General features: G+C 55.4%; 14 protein-coding genes and 1 pseudogene. 10 read left to right on the top strand and 5 right to left on the bottom strand.

What is annotated here, in order from left to right; all coding sequences use genetic code 11:
* Positions 1–71 precede the first annotated feature (71 nt).
* The 3 genes from uvrD to corA all read left to right on the top strand — a co-directional run bounded on the left by uvrD (position 72) and on the right by corA (position 3541).
* Entirely contained in the window at positions 72–2234 is a 2163-nt protein-coding gene (gene uvrD, locus P0H77_RS21840) for a DNA helicase II (protein WP_276159231.1), read from the top strand.
* Positions 2235–2382: 148 nt separating this feature from the next.
* The gene (ysgD, locus tag P0H77_RS21835; protein WP_212723238.1) at positions 2383–2439 is read left to right on the top strand and encodes a YsgD/CorL family protein; all 57 of its coding nucleotides are present in this window, start codon (positions 2383–2385) and stop codon (positions 2437–2439) included.
* A 151-nt stretch (positions 2440–2590) separates the two neighbouring features.
* A complete protein-coding gene (corA, locus tag P0H77_RS21830; protein ID WP_176917594.1) occupies positions 2591–3541 on the top strand; it encodes a magnesium/cobalt transporter CorA in 951 nt (316 codons plus the stop codon).
* A gap of 43 nt (positions 3542–3584) precedes the next feature.
* Here corA and rarD read toward each other — a convergent pair whose 3' ends face one another.
* Complete coding sequence (rarD, locus tag P0H77_RS21825) at positions 3585–4478, bottom strand: EamA family transporter RarD (RefSeq protein WP_276159230.1); 894 nt, start codon at positions 4476–4478, stop codon at positions 3585–3587.
* Between the two features lie 51 nt (positions 4479–4529).
* The gene (gene yigI / locus P0H77_RS21820; RefSeq protein ID WP_276159229.1) at positions 4530–4997 is read right to left on the bottom strand and encodes an acyl-CoA thioesterase YigI; all 468 of its coding nucleotides are present in this window, start codon (positions 4995–4997) and stop codon (positions 4530–4532) included.
* Between the two features lie 177 nt (positions 4998–5174).
* On the opposite strand from yigI, the gene pldA reads away from it, so the two are divergent.
* The 3 genes from pldA (at position 5175) to rhtC (ending at position 8697) form a co-directional block, all read left to right on the top strand.
* Positions 5175–6035 (top strand): phospholipase A, encoded by an 861-nt coding sequence (pldA, locus tag P0H77_RS21815; RefSeq protein WP_276165198.1) that lies wholly within the window; start codon positions 5175–5177, stop codon positions 6033–6035.
* 153 nt (positions 6036–6188) lie between these two features.
* Complete coding sequence (gene recQ, locus P0H77_RS21810; RefSeq protein WP_276159228.1) at positions 6189–8015, top strand: ATP-dependent DNA helicase RecQ; 1827 nt, start codon at positions 6189–6191, stop codon at positions 8013–8015.
* 61 nt (positions 8016–8076) lie between these two features.
* Complete coding sequence (gene rhtC, locus P0H77_RS21805; RefSeq protein WP_276159227.1) at positions 8077–8697, top strand: threonine export protein RhtC; 621 nt, start codon at positions 8077–8079, stop codon at positions 8695–8697.
* Positions 8698–8734: 37 nt separating this feature from the next.
* On the opposite strand, the pseudogene P0H77_RS21800 reads toward rhtC, so the two are convergent.
* Both P0H77_RS21800 and rhtB read right to left on the bottom strand, forming a co-directional pair.
* Positions 8735–9112: pseudogene (locus P0H77_RS21800) on the bottom strand (Rpn family recombination-promoting nuclease/putative transposase); the annotation flags it as partial.
* A gap of 152 nt (positions 9113–9264) precedes the next feature.
* Positions 9265–9885, bottom strand: coding sequence for a homoserine/homoserine lactone efflux protein (gene rhtB / locus P0H77_RS21795; protein WP_276159226.1), 621 nt, complete (start codon positions 9883–9885; stop codon positions 9265–9267).
* 109 nt (positions 9886–9994) lie between these two features.
* On the opposite strand from rhtB, the gene pldB reads away from it, so the two are divergent.
* From pldB to P0H77_RS21780, 3 genes are all read left to right on the top strand, one after another.
* Positions 9995–10987, top strand: coding sequence for a lysophospholipase L2 (pldB, locus tag P0H77_RS21790; RefSeq protein WP_276159225.1), 993 nt, complete (start codon positions 9995–9997; stop codon positions 10985–10987).
* 34 nt (positions 10988–11021) lie between these two features.
* The gene (gene yigL, locus P0H77_RS21785; RefSeq protein ID WP_276159224.1) at positions 11022–11822 is read left to right on the top strand and encodes a sugar/pyridoxal phosphate phosphatase YigL; all 801 of its coding nucleotides are present in this window, start codon (positions 11022–11024) and stop codon (positions 11820–11822) included.
* A 71-nt stretch (positions 11823–11893) separates the two neighbouring features.
* The gene (locus P0H77_RS21780) at positions 11894–12793 is read left to right on the top strand and encodes a carboxylate/amino acid/amine transporter (protein ID WP_276159223.1); all 900 of its coding nucleotides are present in this window, start codon (positions 11894–11896) and stop codon (positions 12791–12793) included.
* Here P0H77_RS21780 and metR read toward each other — a convergent pair.
* Positions 12681–13634 (bottom strand): HTH-type transcriptional regulator MetR, encoded by a 954-nt coding sequence (gene metR / locus P0H77_RS21775; RefSeq protein WP_276159222.1) that lies wholly within the window; start codon positions 13632–13634, stop codon positions 12681–12683. The two genes, P0H77_RS21780 and metR, sit on opposite strands and share 113 nt — an antisense overlap.
* Before the next feature lie 115 nt (positions 13635–13749).
* On the opposite strand from metR, the gene metE reads away from it, so the two are divergent.
* Complete coding sequence (gene metE / locus P0H77_RS21770; RefSeq protein WP_276159221.1) at positions 13750–16011, top strand: 5-methyltetrahydropteroyltriglutamate--homocysteine S-methyltransferase; 2262 nt, start codon at positions 13750–13752, stop codon at positions 16009–16011.
* Positions 16012–16054: the final 43 nt, after the last annotated feature.

The following is a 16054-nucleotide window of genomic DNA, read 5'->3' as shown; positions in this document are numbered from 1 at the left end:
TTTTCCTGGTCGACTAAGCGAAACGCCCCGGCGCGTTTCGTTGTTTTCCTGTTTTCAACGCGGCGGTGCCAATGGACGTTTCTTACCTGCTCGATAGCCTTAATGACAAACAGCGCGATGCCGTAGCGGCGACGCGCAGCAACATGCTGGTGCTGGCGGGCGCGGGAAGCGGTAAGACGCGTGTGCTGGTGCACCGCATCGCCTGGCTGTTGAGCGTCGAAAATTGCTCGCCCTATTCCATTATGGCCGTGACCTTTACCAATAAAGCGGCGGCTGAGATGCGCCACCGTATTGGTCAACTGATGGGCACCAGCCAGGGCGGGATGTGGGTGGGAACGTTTCACGGGCTGGCGCACCGCCTGCTGCGGGCGCACCATCTGGATGCCGGATTGCCGCAGGATTTCCAGATCCTCGACAGCGAAGACCAGCTGCGTCTGCTTAAGCGTCTTATCAAAGCGATGAATCTGGATGAGAAGCAGTGGCCGCCGCGCCAGGCCATGTGGTATATCAACGGCCAGAAAGACGAAGGGCTGCGGCCGCACCATATCCAGAGCTACGGCAATCCAGTCGAACAGACCTGGCAGAAGGTCTATCAGGCCTATCAGGAAGCCTGCGATCGCGCCGGGCTGGTGGACTTCGCCGAACTGCTGCTGCGCGCCCACGAGCTGTGGCTCAATAAGCCGCACATTCTTCAGCACTACCGCGAGCGTTTTACCAATATCCTGGTGGATGAATTCCAGGATACCAACAACATTCAGTACGCGTGGATCCGCCTGCTGGCGGGCGACACCGGCAAGGTGATGATCGTCGGCGACGACGACCAGTCGATCTACGGCTGGCGTGGCGCGCAGGTAGAAAATATCCAGCGCTTCCTTAACGATTTCCCCGGCGCGCAGACTATTCGTCTGGAGCAAAACTACCGTTCTACCAGCAACATTCTCAGTGCAGCTAACGCCCTGATCGAAAACAACAACGGTCGGCTGGGCAAAAAACTATGGACCGACGGTAGTGACGGCGAGCCGATTTCACTTTACTGCGCCTTTAACGAGCTGGATGAAGCGCGCTTTGTAGTGAATCGCATCAAAACCTGGCAGGAAAACGGCGGCGCGCTGGAGCACTGCGCCATTCTCTATCGCAGCAACGCCCAGTCGCGCGTGCTGGAAGAGGCATTATTGCAGATTGGCATGCCGTACCGGATTTACGGCGGTATGCGATTCTTCGAGCGTCAGGAAATCAAAGACGCGCTCTCTTACCTGCGCCTGATTGCTAACCGTAACGACGATGCGGCATTCGAGCGTGTGGTTAACACGCCGACGCGTGGGATTGGTGACCGCACGCTGGACGTGGTGCGCCAGGCGTCACGCGAGCGTCAGCTTACGCTATGGCAGGCTTGTCGCGAACTGCTTCAGGAAAAGGCGCTGGCAGGGCGTGCCGCCAGCGCATTACAGCGCTTTATGGAACTGATCGACGCGCTGGCGCAGGAAACCGCCGATATGCCGCTTCACGTCCAGACTGACCGGGTAATCAAAGACTCCGGCCTGCGGATAATGTACGAACAGGAGAAAGGCGAAAAGGGCCAGACGCGTATCGAAAACTTAGAGGAACTGGTAACGGCAACGCGCCAGTTCAGCTACAACGACGAAGACGAAGATCTGATGCCGCTGCAGGCGTTCCTTTCCCACGCCGCGCTGGAAGCAGGCGAAGGGCAGGCGGATACCTGGCAGGATGCCGTCCAGCTGATGACCCTGCACTCCGCCAAAGGACTGGAGTTCCCGCAGGTATTTATCGTCGGCGTGGAAGAAGGCATGTTCCCCAGCCAGATGTCGCTGGACGAAGGCGGGCGTCTGGAAGAGGAACGTCGTCTGGCTTACGTCGGCGTTACGCGTGCTATGCAGAAACTGACGCTCACATACGCCGAAACGCGCCGTTTGTACGGTAAAGAGGTATACCATCGCCCGTCGCGCTTCATCGGCGAGCTGCCTGAAGAGTGTGTGGAAGAAGTACGCCTGCGCGCCAGCATCAGCCGCCCGGTCAACCATCAGCGAATGGGCACGCCTGTTTCCGAAAACGATACCGGCTACAAGCTGGGCCAGCGCGTGCGCCATGCAAAATTCGGCGAAGGGACGATTGTGAACCTCGAAGGCAGCGGCGAGCACAGCCGTTTGCAGGTCGCGTTCCAGGGGCAGGGGATCAAATGGCTGGTTGCAGCCTATGCGAAACTGGAAACGGTCTAACCTTAAGAAAAATATCATTATTTTGCAATATTCTGCTAGCCTTAATAATGAAGGGGCAATTATTGCTCAATGGCGTCCCGTTGCGTGTTGACGGCAAATTTCTGCTGGCGTAACATGCGCGCACGATTACGCTAAGAGGACATTCGCCTTGGACACACCCAGTAGATACTGGCTCATTATCCTGTCATCCAGGATCAACTCCTAAGGCTATCCCTTTTTGCTGATAGCCTTAGCGGTTGTCAGCGACTTCTCTTTTTTCCCGTCGCGCTGAGTCAGGCTGTTTAATGGTCTGAAACCCAATTGTTTCTGTGTGCCCACCGAACTGTCCGATAATTTTTGCATTGGGAGTCCCGGTCATGCTGAGCGCATTTCAACTGGAAAATAATCGTCTGATTCGTCTTGAAGCCGATGAAATCAATCACCTTGCCAGCTCGGTATGGGTCGATTTAGTCGAGCCGGATGATGAAGAACGACACCGTGTGCAAATGGATTTGGGCCAGAATCTGGCCACCCGCCCCGAACTGGAAGACATCGAGGCATCGGCGCGTTTTTTTGAAGACGAAGACGGCCTGCATATTCACTCCTTTTTCTTCTTCGAAGATGCGGAAGATCACGCCGGTAACTCCACCGTGGCATTCACCATCCGTGAAGGCCGCCTGTTTACCCTGCGTGAGCGTGAGCTGCCCGCGTTTCGTTTATACCGTATGCGCGCCCGCAGTCAGGAAATGGTGGATGGCAACGCTTACGAGCTGCTGCTGGATCTGTTTGAAACCAAAATCGAACAGCTGGCGGATGAAATCGAAAACATCTACAGCGATCTGGAAAAACTCAGCCGGGTGATTATGGAAGGCCATCAGGGTGACGAATACGATGAAGCGCTCTCCACGCTGGCAGAACTGGAAGATATCGGCTGGAAAGTCCGCCTGTGTCTGATGGATACCCAACGCGCGCTGAACTTCCTGGTGCGCAAAGCGCGTTTACCGGGCGGACAACTGGAGCAGGCGCGTGAGATCCTGCGCGATATCGAATCTCTGTTGCCGCACAACGAATCCCTGTTCCAGAAGGTGAACTTCCTGATGCAGGCGGCGATGGGCTTTATCAATATCGAGCAGAACCGCATCATCAAGATCTTCTCGGTGGTCTCCGTGGTCTTCCTGCCGCCAACGCTGGTAGCCTCCAGCTATGGGATGAACTTTGAGTTTATGCCCGAGCTGAAATGGAGCTTTGGCTATCCGGGAGCGATTATCTTTATGATCCTCGCAGGGCTGGCTCCGTATCTGTATTTTAAGCGCAAAAACTGGCTGTAGGTTTTCTGCCGGATGGCGCTTCGCTTATCCGGCAATTTGTCAGCTATCCACGACGCCCCCGTCGCTGCGTATAAATCGCATCCATCACAAACACCGCCAGCGCGACCCAGATAAAGGCGAACGTCACCATCTTATCCGCGCCCGGATGCTCGTCATAAAATACCACGGCCAGCAAAAACATCAGCGTTGGGCCGATATACTGGAAAAAGCCCAGCGTGGAGAGACGCAGGCGGGTTGCCGCGCCGGTAAAGCACAGCAGCGGAATAGTGGTGACAATACCTGCGGCGATCAGCAGCAGGTTTAGCGACCACGAATTTTGCCCCATATGGCTGGTCGCGCTGTCGGCAATACCAAACAGCCAGATTGCCGCTACCGGCAGCAGCCACAGTGTTTCAACCAGCATGCCAGTCTGTGCATCCACGGCGATTTTTTTACGTACCAGACCGTAAAAGGCGAAACTGAAGGCCAGTCCCAGGGCAATCAATGGCAGAGAACCAAAGGTCCAGAGCTGCACCAGTACGCCGCAGGCGGCGAGGATCACTGCCAGCCACTGCATCCGGCGAAAACGCTCGCCGAGAAAAATCATTCCCAGCACGATATTCACCAGCGGATTAATAAAGTAGCCGAGGCTCGCTTCGAGCATGTGATGATTATTCACCGCCCAGATAAACAGCAGCCAGTTGCCGCCGATCAGCACGGCGGAAAGCGCCAGCAGAAAGATTTTTTTCGGCGTTGCCAGCAGTTTTTTGACCTGCGTCCACTGGCGGCTAATGCTGATCAGCGCCAGCATAAAAAAGAAGGACCAGATCACGCGGTGAGTCAGGATTTCATTGGCCGGAACGTAATAAATCAGCTTGAAGTAGGCGGGAGCGATGCCCCAGATAAAATAGGCAGCAAGGGCGAGCAACACTCCCTGCCGCGTTTGTTTAGCATCCATCGGAAAAACTCGTTACAAAAAAGTAACTCCAGTCTACCCGAATTTACTGGCTCAACCCACCATATAAGTGGCGGTTGCGCTGGCGATGTAAACCTGTTCTTCGTTGTGTAATTCCACGCGCGCCACGGCGACTTTATTCCCGGCACGCAGCAAACTGCTGGTGGCCGTGAAGCGGTTGCCGCGTCCCGGACGCAGATAATCGACGCGCAAATCGATGGTGCCCATCCTTGAAAGACGCTGCCGCAGTTCCTCTTCGCTGATGGTATCGTGGCGGGTGAGCGTACTGCCTACGCAGACCAGTCCTGCGGCAACGTCCAGCGCCGAGGCGATCACGCCGCCGTGAAGAATGCTTTGCGCCCAGTTACCGACCATCATCGGCTGGTTATTAAAACTCAACTGGGCAAACGCTTTCTCGTAGCGGTCCAGCTCCAGTCCAAGCGCGCGGTTAAAAGGCATGTGGTAGACAAAAATTTCGCCTACCATGCGGAGGGTGTCTTCGGCGGTGAGTACGGCTGACATAAAGGGCTCATCATGCTGATTGTTAATTATATGTTGATTTTATGCTTGTGATTTGTTGAATGCCAGTTCCGAATCACCTTTGATAGGCATCAAAATGAGAAATATGTAGAATGCTTGTTAGCCAGTTATATACAAACATAATAATTTTTCAGGAGCACTCAATTGAAGCGTAAGTCTTTGGCCGGGTTGACCGCGCTGGCGGCGCTATTGCCCTTTTTAGTCTGCGCGCAGGAGGCCACAGTTAAAGAGGTACACGATGCGCCGGCGGTAAAGGGCAGTATCATCGCTAACCTTCTGCAGGAACATGATAATCCGTTCACGCTGTATCCGTATGATTCAAACTATGTGCTTTATACCTGGACCAGCGATCTCAATAAAGAGGCGATCAACACCTACAACTGGGCGGACAATGCGCGTAAAGATGAAGTGAAATTCCAGCTTAGCCTCGCGTTTCCGTTCTGGCGTGGCATCCTTGGACCGAATTCGGTGCTGGGCGCTTCCTATACGCAAAAGTCATGGTGGCAGTTATCGAATAGCGGTGAATCGTCACCGTTCCGCGAGACGAACTATGAGCCTCAGCTTTTTCTCGGTTTTGCGACCGATTATCGTCTGGGGGACTGGTCACTACGCGATATCGAAGTAGGTTTCAACCATGACTCCAATGGTCGTTCCGATCCGACATCACGTAGCTGGAACCGCGCCTACACGCGTTTAATGGCGCAAAACGGCAACTGGCTGGTTGAAGTGAAACCGTGGTACGTGCTGGGCAGTACGGATGACAACCCGGATATCACCAAATATATGGGTTATTACCAGCTTAAGCTCGGTTATCAGTTGGGTGAGGCCGTTCTGAGCGCGAAAGGACAATATAACTGGAACACGGGCTACGGCGGCGCGGAGCTGGGGGTGAGTTATCCGGTGTCGAAGCATGTGCGTCTTTATACCCAGGTATATAGCGGTTATGGTGAGTCGCTTATTGATTATAACTTTAATCAAACCCGCGTTGGCGTGGGCGTGATGCTGAACGATCTGTTTTAATCAACCGACGTCATTGCCGGCGCAGCATTGATTTTGCCTGCGAATTTGCATAAAACTGGAAGCAGCCTCGAATGATTTCATGTCAGGCATTGCAGTTTCCTTCTCAGGCGCTGAAAATAGCGCCTGTTTTTATTTTGGGCGGTTGGAGTCAATGTGGCGCAGGCGGAAGTATTGAATCAGGAGTCGCTGGCTAAACAGGTTTTGCGGGAAACCTTCGGCTATCAGCAGTTTCGCCCCGGCCAGGAAGATATTATTCATACGGCGCTGGAGGGACGCGACTGTCTGGTCGTGATGCCCACTGGCGGCGGTAAATCGTTGTGTTATCAAATACCTGCGCTGTTACTCGATGGTCTGACCGTGGTGGTTTCTCCGCTGATCTCGCTGATGAAAGACCAGGTCGATCAGCTACTGGCAAACGGCGTGGCGGCGGCCTGTCTGAACTCAACGCAGACGCGGGAACAGCAGCAGCAGGTCATGGCTGGCTGTCGCAACGGCGAAATCCGCCTACTCTATATCGCGCCAGAACGACTGATGCTGGACAACTTCCTCGATCATCTTGCGCACTGGAATCCGGTGCTGCTGGCGGTGGATGAAGCACACTGTATTTCTCAGTGGGGTCACGACTTCCGTCCGGAATACGCTCTGCTCGGTCATCTGCGCCAGCGTTTTCCTGCGCTGCCGTTTATGGCGCTGACCGCCACGGCGGACGATACCACCCGGCTGGATATCGTCAGGCTACTCGGGCTTAACAATCCGCTGATCCAGATCAGCAGCTTCGACCGTCCCAATATCCGCTATATGCTGATGGAAAAGTTTAAGCCTCTGGATCAGCTGCTGCGTTACGTGCAGGAGCAGCGCGGTAAATGCGGCATTATTTACTGTAACAGCCGCGCGAAAGTTGAAGACACCGCCGCGCGTCTGCAAAGCCGCGGCTTCAGCGCCGCTGCGTATCACGCCGGGCTGGAAAATACCGTGCGCGCTGAGGTACAGGAAAAATTCCAGCGTGACGATCTACAAATCGTCGTGGCGACGGTAGCGTTCGGCATGGGCATTAACAAGCCTAACGTGCGGTTCGTGGTGCATTTCGACATTCCACGCAATATCGAATCCTACTATCAGGAAACGGGGCGTGCCGGGCGTGACGGGTTACCTGCGGAAGCGATGCTGTTTTACGATCCGGCGGATATGGCCTGGCTGCGCCGCTGCCTGGAAGAGAAACCGGCCGGACAGCTTCAGGATATTGAGCGCCACAAGCTTAATGCGATGGGCGCTTTTGCTGAAGCGCAAACCTGCCGCCGCCTGGTGCTGCTCAACTATTTTGGCGAAGGGCGGCAGGCGTCCTGCGGCAACTGTGATATTTGTCTCGACCCGCCAAAACAGTACGACGGCTCTAATGACGCGCAAATCGCCCTGTCGACCATTGGTCGCGTCAACCAGCGCTTCGGGATGGGCTACGTGGTGGAGGTTATCCGTGGCGCAAACAACCAGCGTATTCGCGAATTTGGCCACGATAAACTGAAAGTTTATGGCATGGGGCGGGACAAAAGCCATGAGCACTGGGTGAGCGTGATCCGCCAGCTTATCCACCTCGGCATGGTGACGCAAAATATTGCCCAGCACTCCGCGCTCCAGTTGACGGATGCTGCGCGCCCCATCCTGCGCGGTGAGCCGTTAATGCTGGCTGTGCCACGCGTTATAGCCCTTAAGCCGCGCGTAATGCAAAAAGCCGCGGTCGGGAATTACGATCGCAAGCTGTTTGCCAAACTGCGCAAGCTGCGTAAAGCGATTGCTGACGAAAGCAATATTCCGCCGTACGTTGTCTTTAACGATGCCACGCTTATTGAAATGGCTGAACAGATGCCGGTTTCAGCCAGCGAGATGCTGAGCGTTAACGGCGTTGGCGTGCGTAAGCTGGAACGGTTTGGTAAAGAATTTATGGCGTTAATTCGCTCGCACGTGGATGGCGACGATGATGAGTAGTCAGACGGGCCAAAAAGTGCCAGGATGATGGCTCACTGAACTATTTTCCCGCGAGTTAACCATGTTGATGCTCTTTCTCACCGTGGCTTTTGTGCATTTTATTGCCCTGATGAGCCCTGGCCCGGATTTTTTCTTTGTTTCTCAGACTGCTGTTAGCCGTTCACGTAAAGAAGCCATGATGGGCGTGCTTGGTATTACCTGCGGCGTCATGGTCTGGGCAGGCGTTGCGCTGCTGGGTCTGCACCTGATCCTCGAAAAAATGGCCTGGCTGCACAATATTATTATGGTTGGTGGTGGCCTCTATCTGTGCTGGATGGGCTACCAGATGCTGCGCGGTGCGCTGAAAAAAGAGGCTGCCGACGCCCCTGCGCCGAAAGTCGAACTGGCGGCAGGCGGGCGCAGTTTTCTGAAGGGGTTAATGACCAACCTCGCCAATCCAAAAGCGATTATTTATTTTGGATCTGTTTTCTCACTGTTTGTCAGTGACAGCGTCGGAACGCCGGAGCGCTGGGGCATTTTTGTGCTGATTGCTGTTGAAACCCTGGCGTGGTTTACGCTGGTTGCCAGCTTGTTTGCGCTGCCAGCGATGCGTCGCGGCTATCAGCGTCTGGCGAAATGGATTGATGGTTTTGCGGGCGTGCTGTTTGCAGGCTTCGGTATCCACCTGATTATTTCACGCTGAGAGCCGGCCCACCCGGCGTACATCGGGTGGGTCATTATTACTGTTCGAGCTGTTGTAACTCGTCTTTTGACAGGCCGGTGATTTCCATAATTGCCTGACTATCGAAACCACGCTGTAACATTTTTTGCGCGATTTCCAGTAAGGCGGTAAGTTTACCTCTCTGAATGCCTCTCTGAAGCAACTCCTCTGCCATCGTCATCAGTGTCTCTCCATGTTTTGGCACCCGCTGTGCCAGTTCATATAATAATGGCTCGATACTCTGCGCGTCTCCTGCGCGTATCATATAGTTTACCAGCCCCACTATTTGTTGTCTGCTCATCTGCTCCATCATTAACAGGGCTGTAAGCTGGTCCAGCAGTCGGGCCATATCACGCTGACGAATATGCTTTTGCACCAGCGTCAATGCTGCCATGCTGTGCCGTCCCTGGTTGAAAAATCCTGGACGGCATTCTGGCACCGGCGCTACGGGCTTACCACGCTGTTAAAAAACCAATTTCACCCTTTGCGTAGCGCCCCGGAAAGCAAAATGATTCCCTGCAACGGGTGACGTAAAAATGCGAGCTACCTTCAGGCATGCCTTGCCGACGCCAGCAGTGCTCCCACCAGCATAAACAGCGAGCCAAATACCCGGTTTAACGCTTTCATCTGTTTCGGCGCTTTAATCCAGGCGGCAATTCGCTGCGCCAGCGTGGCGTAGCCGATCATCACGATGATATCGACCACGATGGTCGTCACGCCAAGGATGACGTACTGCGCGATTTGCGGCTGCGTGGGCAGGATAAACTGTGGAAACAGCGCGGCGAGAAAAACAATGCTCTTGGGGTTGGTCAGATTAACGAACACCGCGCGTTTAAACAGCCGTCCGCGTGATTGCGTTTGCGCCAGAGTATTGAGATCCAGCGCCCCGGCGGCGCGCCACTGTTGAATGCCAAGCCAGATAAGATAGGCCGCGCCCGCCCATTTCAGGATTTCAAACGCCAGCAGCGAGCGGGAAAATAACGTGCCCAGCCCCACGCCGACCAGCACGATATGCATTCCCAGCCCGGTTTGCAGACCGGCAATGGAGGCAGCCGCGCCGCGATAGCCGTGGCTAATAGACGTGGTCATCGTATTGATAGCGCCTGAGCCGGGCGAGAGGCTGAGGATAATGGATGTCAGCAGATAAGCGAACCACCACTCGAATGTCATGAGAAATTCCCTGATTGTTTATTTTTATGCCACAATACCCTGGTGTTGTAGCCTTGTGCGATAAGTCACAAAAAAACGATTTTACACGGTGAACGGGGGCGGAAACCCGATGTTTCGGCAAAAAAGGACCTGGGAAACGAGAGAAAACGCGTTTGCGGCTTTTTCTATGGGGCCACTAACCGATTTCTGGCGTCAGCGGGAAGAGGCGGAGTTTACGGGCGTCGATAACGTTCCGGTCCGTTTTGTGCGTTTTCACGCGCCGGAAAACGATCGCGTCATCGTCGTCTGTCCGGGTCGCATTGAAAGCTATGTAAAATATGCCGAACTGGCGTATGACCTGTTCCATATGGGCTTTGATGTACTGATCATCGACCATCGTGGACAGGGACGCTCGGGACGTCTTTTGTCCGATACGCATCGTGGCCACGTGGTTAACTTTAGCGACTACGTGGATGATTTCGCCGCGTTCTGGGAACAGGAAGTGCAGCCGGGCCCGTGGCGTAAGCGCTATATACTGGCGCACTCAATGGGCGGCACGATCGCCACGTTGTTTTTACAGCGTACCCCCGGTGCCTGCGACGCCATCGCGCTCTGTGCGCCGATGTTCGGCATTATTATTCATTTACCGGACTGGATGGTGCGGCAGATCCTCGACTGGGCTGAGGGCCATCAGCGTTTTCGGGAGAGCTACGCGTTGGGCACGGGGCGCTGGCACGCGCTGCCGTTTAGCGTCAACGTCCTGACCCACAGCCGTGCGCGCTACCGTCGTAATCTGCGCTTTTATGCCGATGAACCAAAACTGCGCGTGGGCGGACCCACCCATCACTGGGTGCGGGAAGGTATTCTGGCCGGTGAGCAGGTGCTGGCAGGCGCAGGCGACGACGCCACGCCCATGTTGCTGCTTCAGGCGGAAGAGGAGCGCGTTGTCGATAACCGCGTCCACGACCGCTACTGTGAAATTCGCGCCGCGGCGGGTCATCCCTGCGAAGGGAGTAAGCCGCTCGTCATCAAAGGCGCCTATCATGAGATCCTTTTTGAAAAGGACGCCATGCGCTCAGTCGCGCTCAATGCCATCGTCGACTTTTTCGATCGACATAATTGATTATTGCTTTATTGACCAGAGGTTGAATTTTCTTATGTATCAGGTTGTTGCATCCGATCTGGATGGTACGCTACTCTCTCCTGACCACCGTTTATCGCCGTTTGCTAAAGAGACGCTTAAACTGCTGACCGCACGCGGTATTAACTTCGTCTTTGCGACCGGTCGTCATCATATCGACGTCGGGCAAATCCGCGATGCCCTTGAAATCAAAGCCTACATGATCACCTCGAACGGTGCCCGGGTGCACGATACCGACGGCAATCTGGTGTTTACGCATAATCTGGACAGCGATATCGCCGCCGATCTGTTTGGTGTGGTGCATACCAGCCCGGATATTATTACCAACGTCTATCGCGACGATGAGTGGTTTATGAACCGCCATCGTCCCGAAGAGATGCGTTTCTTCAAAGAGGCCGTGTTTAACTACTCGCTGTATGAGCCGGGACTGCTTGATCCGCAGGGCATCAGCAAGGTGTTTTTCACCAGTCCCAATCATGAAAAATTGCTGCCGCTTGAACAGGCGATCAACGCCCGCTGGGGCGATCGCGTCAACGTCAGTTTCTCCACGCTGACCTGTCTGGAAGTAATGGCGGGCGGCGTGTCAAAAGGTCATGCACTGGAAGCGGTGTCTACGGCGATGGGCTACGGTTTACAGGATTGCATCGCTTTCGGCGACGGCATGAACGATGCGGAAATGCTGTCGATGGCAGGCAAAGGCTGCATTATGGCGAATGCGCATCAGCGTCTGAAAGATATGTATCCGGCGCTGGAGGTTATTGGCACCAATGCTGATAACGCCGTACCAAAGTATCTGCGCAAGCTGTATCTTGAGTGATGTTTTATTGACCAGATGTCAACCGTGCTCTCCGCTACAATGAGTGCTCTTTACCTTAAGAGACATTCATTGTGGCGCTTCTTATCATCACCACTATCCTGTGGGCTTTCGCCTTCAGCCTGTTTGGCGAATACCTTGCCGGACACGTAGACAGCTATTTTGCGGTGCTGGTGCGCGTCGGGCTGGCGGCGCTGGTTTTCCTGCCGTTTTTACGCACTCGCGGACACAGTCTGAAAACCCTCGGCTTGTATATGCTGGTCGGGGCCATGCAGCTTGGCATCATGTATATGCTGAGTTTCCGCGCTTATCTTTATCTCACCGTCTCTGAACTGCTGCTGTTTACCGTCCTGACGCCGCTGTATATCACGTTGATTTACGATCTGATGAGTAAACGTCCGTTGCGATGGGGATACGCATTCAGCGCGCTGCTGGCGGTCATTGGCGCGGGTATTATTCGTTATAATCAGGTCACCGATCATTTCTGGACCGGGCTGGTGCTGGTACAACTTTCCAATATAAGCTTTGCGATTGGCATGGTGGGCTACAAGCGTCTGATGGAAACCCGGCCGATGCCGCAGCACAATGCGTTTGCCTGGTTTTACATCGGGGCGTTTTTAGTGGCGGTAGTAGGCTGGTCCATACTGGGGAATGCGCAGAAAATGCCGGAAACCCCGCTTCAGTGGAGCATCCTGGTATTTCTGGGTGTGGCGGCTTCAGGGATTGGCTACTTTATGTGGAACGTTGGCGCAACCCAGGTGGATGCCGGCACGCTCGGTATCATGAATAATATGCACGTGCCTGCGGGGCTGCTGGTGAATCTGGCGATCTGGCACCAACAACCTCACTGGCCGACATTCATCACGGGTGCGGCTGTGATCCTGGCGTCGCTGTGGGTCCATCGCCAGTGGGTCGCTCCGCGCTCCGTACAAACGGCAGATGATCGCAGGCGTGATTCCGCGCCGAGCGAATAAAGGCCTCCACAACCGGCTGACGCTGTTCACCGTCGCGCACGGCGGCGTACAGTCGGCTCCATAGTCCTTCACCCAGGGTTTTGGTTACCACCAGGCCCTGACGTTCAAAACTCTCCACCACCCAGTGCGGCAGCGCGGCAATGCCCATCCGGGCCGCTACCATCTGAATCAGCAGCAGGGTGTTGTCCACGCTTTTGAACTGCGGATTGATGCCCGCCGGTTGTAGAAAGTGACGCCAGACGTCCAGTCGGCTGCGCTGTACCGGATAAATCAGCAGCGTTTCGCTGGCCAGATCGTCTGGCGTAATGCGCGCTTTCGCCGCCAGCGGATGATCCGGAGCCAGTACCAGCCGCACCTCAAAATCAAACATTGGCGAGTAGTGCAGACCGCTACGCGGCAGAATATCCGACGTCATCACCAGATCCAGCTCGCTTTGCTGAAGCGCGGGCTGCGGATCGAAGGTCACGCCAGATTTAAAATCCATCTCAACCTGCGGCCATTTCGCCCGGAAATTCTCAAGCGCCGGGGTCAGCCACTGAATGCAACTGTGGCATTCAATCGCAATGCGCAGCGTGGTCTGCTGCGGTTCATTACAGGCCTGCAACGCCTGGCTAATCTGCGGCAGTACCTGGTTTGCCAGCTGGAGCAGTACTTCGCCCTGCGGCGTAAAGCGCAGCGGCTGACTCTTGCGAACAAATAGCCGAAAGCCAAGACGCTGTTCCAGATCGCTGAACTGGTGAGAGAGGGCGGATTGGGTCTGGTGCAGCGTCGCTGCGGCCGCTGCCAGCGAACCACTGTTCCGCAACGCCTGGAGCGTTTTCAGATGTTTAATCTCGATCATGAAAGTCCTTCACTTCGGCATGAACAAATTGCGCTTGAGGATCATACAGTACCTTTCCATTATGGATGTGTAAACATCTGGATGGCTAAATAACACATTTCTCAAGGGGCATATAATGACAATTTTGAATCACACCCTCGGTTTTCCCCGCATCGGCCTGCGCCGCGAGCTAAAAAAAGCGCAGGAAAGTTACTGGGCAGGACACTCCTCCCGCGACGATTTGCTGGCGTCAGGCCGTGAACTGCGCGCCCGTCACTGGGATCAGCAGAAGCAGGCGGGCATTGACCTGCTGCCAGTGGGCGATTTCGCCTGGTACGACCATGTTCTGACCACCAGCCTGTTGCTTGGCAACGTGCCGGCTCGTCATCAGAACAACGACGGCTCGGTCGATATCGATACCCTGTTCCGCATTGGTCGCGGTCGCGCGCCGACCGGCGAACCTGCGGCGGCAGCGGAAATGACCAAATGGTTCAATACCAACTATCACTACATGGTGCCGGAGTTCGTCAAAGGCCAGCGGTTTACCCTGACCTGGACACAGTTGCTGGATGAAGTGGACGAAGCGCTGGCGCTCGGCCACAAGGTGAAGCCGGTACTGCTGGGGCCGGTGACTTACCTGTGGCTGGGTAAAGTCAAAGGCGAGGCGTTCGACCGTCTGAGCCTGCTTAACGACATTCTGCCTGTCTACCAGCAGGTGCTGGCTGAACTGGCGAAACGTGGCGTTGAGTGGGTACAAATTGACGAACCGGCGCTGGTGCTGGAACTGCCTCAGGAATGGCTGAACGCGTTTAAACCGGCCTATAACACGCTTGCGGGCCAGGTGAAACTGCTGCTGACCACTTACTTTGAAGGCATTACCGCCAATCTTGACACGCTCACCGCGCTGCCGGTCCAGGGCCTGCATGTGGATCTGGTCCACGGCAAGGACGAGGTGGCAGAGCTGCATAAGCGTCTGCCTGCTGACTGGCTACTGTCCGCCGGTCTGATTAACGGTCGTAACGTCTGGCGCGCCGATCTGACGGAGAAATACGCGCAAGTTAAAGAGATCGTTGGCAAACGTGAACTGTGGGTGGCGTCGTCCTGCTCGCTGTTGCACAGCCCCATTGACCTGAGCGTGGAAAGCCGTCTTGATGCGGAAGTGAAAAGCTGGTTTGCCTTCGCCCTGCAAAAATGTGAGGAGCTGGCCCTGCTGCGCGATGCCCTGAACAGCGGCGATACCGCTGCCATTGCCTGGTGGAGCGCGCCGATTCAGGCCCGTCGCCACTCCACCCGCGTGCATAACGCGGCGGTGGCAAAACGTCTGGCGGCCATTACCGCCCAGGACAGCCAGCGCGCGAATGCTTATCCGGTCCGTGCAGAAGCCCAGCGTGCACGCTTTAATCTACCCGCCTGGCCGACCACCACCATTGGTTCTTTCCCGCAGACGACTGAAATCCGCGGCCTGCGTCTGGACTTTAAAAAGGGCAATCTTGATGCGAACAACTACCGCACCGGTATTGCAGGCCACATCAGGCAGGCGATTGTGGAGCAGGAGCGCCTGGGTCTCGACGTGCTGGTCCACGGTGAAGCCGAGCGTAATGACATGGTGGAATACTTCGGCGAGCACCTGGACGGTTTCATTTTTACCCAGAATGGCTGGGTGCAGAGCTACGGTTCCCGCTGCGTGAAGCCGCCGGTCGTGATTGGTGACATCAGTCGGCCGGAACCGATCACCGTGGAGTGGGCGAAATACGCGCAGTCACTGACCGACAAACCGGTAAAAGGCATGCTGACCGGCCCGGTAACTATTCTCTGCTGGTCTTTCCCGCGTGAAGACGTGAGCCGTGAAACCATTGCTAAGCAGATTGCGCTGGCGCTGCGTGACGAAGTGGCGGACCTGGAAGCGGCCGGGATCGGCATTATTCAGATTGACGAACCGGCGCTGCGCGAAGGTCTGCCGTTGAAGCGCAGCGACTGGGATGCTTACCTGCAATGGGGCGTGGAAGCCTTCCGCATCAACGCGGCGGTGGCGAAGGACGATACCCAGATCCACACACATATGTGCTACTGCGAGTTTAACGATATTATGGATTCTATCGCTGCGCTGGATGCCGATGTGATCACCATCGAAACCTCGCGCTCCGATATGGAACTGCTGGAATCGTTCGAAGAGTTCGACTACCCGAACGAAATCGGACCGGGCGTTTATGACATTCACTCGCCGAACGTCCCGAGCGTGGAGTGGATCGAAGCTCTGCTGAAAAAAGCGGCGCAGCGTATTCCGGCAGAGCGCCTGTGGGTAAACCCGGACTGCGGTCTGAAAACCCGCGGCTGGCCGGAAACCCGCGCCGCGCTGGCGAACATGGTCAAAGCGGCGCAGCAGTTGCGTCAGGGGTAAGTAATACGATCCCACGGGAGACAGCGTTCTCCCTTCTGGATCG

It is taken from the genome of Superficieibacter sp. HKU1 (assembly GCF_029319185.1).
Lineage (GTDB): Bacteria > Pseudomonadota > Gammaproteobacteria > Enterobacterales > Enterobacteriaceae > Superficieibacter.
The sequence above is the reverse complement of the archived record's forward strand: the minus strand, read 5'-3'. Positions and strand labels throughout refer to the sequence as shown.